Annotated in this window: 5 protein-coding genes; all 5 read right to left on the minus strand. The window is 69.4% G+C overall.

Annotated elements, in window-relative coordinates:
* Positions 1-155: 155 nt before the first annotated feature.
* From ABZ671_RS32395 to ABZ671_RS32415, 5 genes are read right to left on the minus strand one after another with little or no spacing between them, the layout of a single operon-like run.
* The gene (locus tag ABZ671_RS32395; protein WP_357865277.1) at positions 156-452 is read right to left on the minus strand and encodes a metalloregulator ArsR/SmtB family transcription factor; all 297 of its coding nucleotides are present in this window, start codon (positions 450-452) and stop codon (positions 156-158) included.
* On the minus strand, positions 449-1,279 hold the full coding sequence (locus ABZ671_RS32400; protein WP_357865280.1) for a metal ABC transporter permease: 831 nt from the start codon (positions 1,277-1,279) through the stop codon (positions 449-451). The genes ABZ671_RS32395 and ABZ671_RS32400 overlap by 4 nt, the downstream gene beginning before the upstream one ends.
* A complete protein-coding gene (locus tag ABZ671_RS32405) occupies positions 1,276-2,139 on the minus strand; it encodes a metal ABC transporter permease (protein WP_357865283.1) in 864 nt (287 codons plus the stop codon). Before ABZ671_RS32405 ends, ABZ671_RS32400 begins: the two co-directional genes overlap by 4 nt.
* On the minus strand, positions 2,136-2,894 hold the full coding sequence (locus tag ABZ671_RS32410) for an ATP-binding cassette domain-containing protein (RefSeq protein WP_357865286.1): 759 nt from the start codon (positions 2,892-2,894) through the stop codon (positions 2,136-2,138). The genes ABZ671_RS32405 and ABZ671_RS32410 overlap by 4 nt, the downstream gene beginning before the upstream one ends.
* Complete coding sequence (locus ABZ671_RS32415) at positions 2,887-3,837, minus strand: metal ABC transporter substrate-binding protein (protein ID WP_357865288.1); 951 nt, start codon at positions 3,835-3,837, stop codon at positions 2,887-2,889. The genes ABZ671_RS32410 and ABZ671_RS32415 overlap by 8 nt, the downstream gene beginning before the upstream one ends.
* Positions 3,838-4,338 lie beyond the last annotated feature (501 nt).

Consider the following 4,338-nt stretch of genomic DNA (forward strand, 5'->3'; position numbering starts at 1 on the left):
CCGGCCGATGGTTTCCCCACAGCGCCAAGGACCCGGTCAACGGCTCCGACATCCCCTACTTCCAGGTGGACACCTGGCAAAAGATCGCACCGCCCACCGAGCCGTACGAATAGGCCGTTGCCTGCTCGTCGACGAGTAGCCCTGCGGTGGTGCGGTCACATTCGGTCCGGCCGGAGCAGATGGCGAAGCGCCTCCAGAATCAGGCCGGCGGCGGGTGTGGTGGCAAGGGCGTAGTTCATCCGGTTTCCATCGCGGTAGCGGCGGACCAGTCGGGCGTGGCGCAGGTGGCGTAACTGATGGGACAGGTACGACACCGGCCGGTTCAGCCTTGCGCTGAGATCGGTCACACAGGCATCCGTCTCGGTGAGCACCAACAGGATGCGGATCCGTACCGGGTGGGCGATGAGCCGGAGCACGTCGACGGCCGCGTCGATCTCGGAGGCGTCGGTCATGGCGTACGCACCGGAGCCCCCGCACCCGAGGGTGCCCATCGTTTGGCGACCAGGGACAGGAGCAGGACGGCGGTCGCCGCCAGTGTGATGCTGCCACCCGCGGCGACCTCCGCGAGGCGCGAGAGCCACAGTCCACCGACGGCGCTGACGAGGCCGAAGGTGACGGCCAGTCCGGTCATCGGGGCGAGACGGTCGGTCCAGGCTCGGGCAGCGGCGGCCGGGGCGACAATGAGCGCGAGGGCGAGAACGGCGCCGACGGCCGGCACCACCGCGACGACGACGAGATCGATCAACAGGAAAAGGGCGAGGTCGAGCAGCCAGGTGGGATAGCCGGCGGCGCGGGCGCCGGCGGGATCAAAGCCGGCGAAGAGCAGATGCCGGCCGCCGAGTGACAGCCCAGCCACGGCGACCGCCAGGATGACGACGGTCATGGCAAGGTCCTGGTCGCTGACGGTGAGGATCGAGCCAACGAGGAAGGCGGACAGGTCATGGCTGAACCCGTCCTGGGTGGCGACGAGGGCGACGCCGAGGGCGAACCCGGCCGAGAGGACCACACCGGTGGCGGCGGTGGCGCCCTGGCCGCGAATGCGGGCGAGCGCGGCGATGGCGGCGGCCATGAGCAGCCCGGCGATCGCGCCACCAAGATAGACGTTGATCCCGAGAATGGCCGCCGCGACCAGACCGGGGAACGCCGCGTGGGTCATCGTCATGGTGAAGAAGGACAGGCGGCGCAGCACGACGTGAACGCCGACGAGACCGCTGAGCACGCCAACGACGGCGGCTTCGGTCATGGCACGGCGGAACGTGTCCTCAAGCAGCCAGTTCACGCGCTCGCCGCCCGGTTGGTGAATCGTTGGCGCGCGGCAGCGGCGAGCAGGGCGAGCAGATAGCAGCCGATGAGGGTGAGAACCACCGCCGAGGCGGAGGTCAGACGGATGCCGTGCTCGACGGAGGCGGTCCAACTGGCCAGCAGGCCGAGATAGCCGGCCAGGGCGCAGACGGCGGTGGCGAGCAGGACCATGGCGGCAACCCGGTCGGTCAGCAGGCGCGCGATCGCGGCGGGGACAACGAGCAGGGCGATGACGAGGATGGTGCCGACCGCTTGGACCGCGGCGACGACGACGAGCGCGACGGCGGTGTTGAGCGCGAGGTCGAGCAGGGTGATCCGGAAACCGGCGGAGGCGGCGGCGACCGGGTCGAAGGCGCGCAGGACCAGCGGCCGGGCGATGACGGCGAGGATGATGAGGACGACGGCGGCCAGGGCGGCGGTCTGGGCAAGCTGGGTGGGGGTCACGGTGAGCAGCCGGCCGAACAGGAACGCGGTCAGGTCGCTGGTGTAGGAGTGGCGTCGGGAGACGAGGACGACGCCGAGGGAGAACATCGCTGTCAGCAACACGGCGATGGTGGTGTCCTCGTTGAGCTGCGCCCGCCGGCTGAGCAGGGTGACGGCGACGGCGGTCAGCAGGGCGGCGACCAGGGCGCCGGCGGGGATGCCGGGGTAACCGCCGGCGAGGAAGCCGAGCACAACACCAGGGAAGACGGTGTGGGTGAGCGCGTCGGCGACGAAGGCGAGCCGACGGAGGAACACGAGTACGCCGACGGGTCCGCACACGGCGGCGAGCAGCAGCACTTCGGCCAGGGCGCGGCCCATGAACGGTGTGTCGAACGGCGTGATCCACGCGTTCATGCGATGACCCGGTGAGCTGCGGCGTGCTGGATGCCGGGGCGGGATCGGTGTGGCCCGGCGAGGATGTCGGTGACGCGGCCGGTGCTGGCATGGCCGTCGTGGATCAGGCAGGCGGCGTCCGCGAGGTCGCGGGCGATGTCGAGGTCGTGGGTGCTGAGCACGACCGCGGTCCCGGTGGCGGCGAGTTCCCGCAGCAGGCGTACAACGACGTCCCGGCTGGCGGTGTCCAGGCCGTTGAAAGGTTCGTCCAGCAGCATCAGCCGGGCCTGGCTGGCGATCGCGCGGGCGAGCAGGACGCGCTGACGTTGGCCGCCGGAGAGCAGTCCGAAGCGGGTCCGTGCCCGGTCGGCCAGACCCACCCGGGCAAGCGCGTCGGCGGCGATGTCCCGGTCGGCGGGACGGATCTGTCGCACCCAGCGGGTGGGTCGGTAGCGGCCCATGAGCACGACATCCCCGGCACTGACCGGGAAGTCGGCGTCGAGGGTGTCGGCCTGCGGCACGTAAGCGGCGGCGCCGCGGGCACGGCCGGCGGGGCGGCCGCAGACTGTGACGTCACCGGCGAGGACGTCGGCGAGCCCGACGACGGCCTTGATGAGGGTGGACTTGCCGGCACCGTTGGCACCGAGGAGCACCACGGTTTGACCGTACGTCACGACGAGGTCGACGCCGGTTAGCACCGGGTGGCCGCGGTAGCCGACGCCGGCCCGCACCAGGTGCAGGGCGGCGTCGGCGTCGGCAGGGGTGTGCTCAGCCACCGAGGGCCCGCACGATGGTGTCGGTGTTGTGTTCCTCCGCACCCAGGTAGGTCCCTTGCGGGGTGTCCGGGGCGCCGAGGCTGTCGCCGAAGAGGGCGTCCTCGCCGCCGATCACCTGCACGCCGGCCTGCCGGGCGATCGCTTCGGCGGCCTTGGGCGGCAGCGAGCTCTCGCTGAAGACCGCCTTCACGCCGGTTTCCTTGATCTTGGCTACCAGGTCCTCGATCTGCTTGGCCGACAGCTCGGCGCTGGTGTCCAGGCTGGGGATGACGGAGCCGACGAACTGCAGCTGGTATCGGTCGATGTAGTAACCGAATGCGTCGTGGTTGGTGACCAGCTTGCGCTGGTCAGCCGGGAGTGCGGCGAACTTGCGCTCGTTGTCGGCGTCCAGCTTGTCCAGCTTGGCCGCGTACGCCTGGAAGTTGCTGCGGTAGGTGTCGGCCTGGCCTGGGTCGGCGGCGACAAGGGCCTTCTCGATGTTCTCAGACATGATCTTGGCGTTGCGGGGGTTGTGCCAGATGTGCGGGTCTCCCTCGGCCATGTCTGCGTCCTCGGGGTCGCCCTTGCGCAGGGTGACCCCTTCTGACGTGTCGACGACGGTGCCGGTGAAGCCGGCTGAGGAGATCGTGGGGTCGAGCCACTCTTCCAGGCCGACGCCGTTCTTGATCACAAGCTTCGCGGCGCCGATCGCCTGGATGTCGGCCGGGGTGGGTTCGTAGTCGTGGGGGTCGACGTTGGGCTTGATGATCTGCGTGACGGTGACGGCGTCGCCGCCGACGTTGCGGGCGAAGTCGGCGACCTCGGGGGTCGTGGCGACGACGGCGAGCTTGCCGGCCGCGGCCGGACTGGACGGGCTGTCGTCCTTCGAGGAGCCGCAGCCGGCGGCGGCGCTGATCGCCGCGATCGCCAGGACGGTTCCAAGCGTACGGATGGATGGTGTCACGACCGCTCCTTGCTGATGGGGTTGAGCGGAACGGTAGTCATTTTCAGTAAGCCCGTCTAGCTGTCGGATGCTCATATCAACATCCACGCAATCGTCCGCCTCGAGTCTCCTACCGAGATGTGTTTCAAGGCGGGGTGAAGGCCGCGCGGGAAAACCGCCAAGGCCCGAGGCAGGTTCTTAATCCACCGGCACGCAAATCGATATCAGGCGAACGTCGACGTGAACGCGGCGATGAACGTCAGGGACGCCGCCGAGGTGGCGTCCCTGACTCACCGGGCGGGCAGTCCGGGACAGGAACCGCAAGGGGTGTCCTGTCGACCACCCACCCAGCGCCGAGCAGTACGGCGCTGGAGACGGGCTTCTTTCGCCGTTGGGCGCGGAGAGGATGTCACTCGTACGGGTTCTTCGGCTGGGCGATCTTCTTCCAGGAATCAACCTGCAAATAGGGGATGTCGGACCCGTTGACCGGGTCCTGGGCGGTGTCGGGGGTATACCGGCCGA

It is taken from the genome of Micromonospora sp. NPDC006766, from assembly GCF_040636055.1.
Lineage (GTDB): Bacteria > Actinomycetota > Actinomycetes > Mycobacteriales > Micromonosporaceae > Micromonospora.